Raw genomic sequence first — 370 nt, forward strand, 5'->3', positions numbered from 1 at the left:
CGGCATCGGCGCCGGGTCCTCACCTTCCAGCGAGGGCCAAAGCCCTTCCATGGAAAACGAGCAAGCACTCATCACTAAGGCCGCAACCAACAGCGTCGCGGGCTTAACCCATATATCCATAATCGCGAAAGCCACCCTATTCGTGGGCGCCCGATGCCGGGTACCCGCCGTCAGTCTTAGTCACTTGTATTAGCCACGAAGGCGCGCGAGTTTACACTGAAGGCTTTGCGGGTCTCAAGGCGCATTTTGCAGCCAGCCATTTCTTGGCGCCTCGCTTGCCTTGATTTGAGCCATCAAGTAGGTTGCGCAGCCCGCCACCGTCGGCAAGGCAGCGGTTGTGCGCCCGTAGCTCAGCTGGATAGAGCACCAG

General features: G+C 59.5%; 1 tRNA gene (cut by a window edge). It reads left to right on the forward strand.

The features are described 5' to 3' along the window. The first annotated feature begins 339 nt into the window (after positions 1-339). Positions 340-370, forward strand: a tRNA-OTHER gene (locus QF629_07005); it runs 53 nt beyond the window's last position.

The organism is Alphaproteobacteria bacterium, assembly GCA_030739735.1.
GTDB lineage: Bacteria > Pseudomonadota > Alphaproteobacteria > UBA7887 > UBA7887 > UBA7887.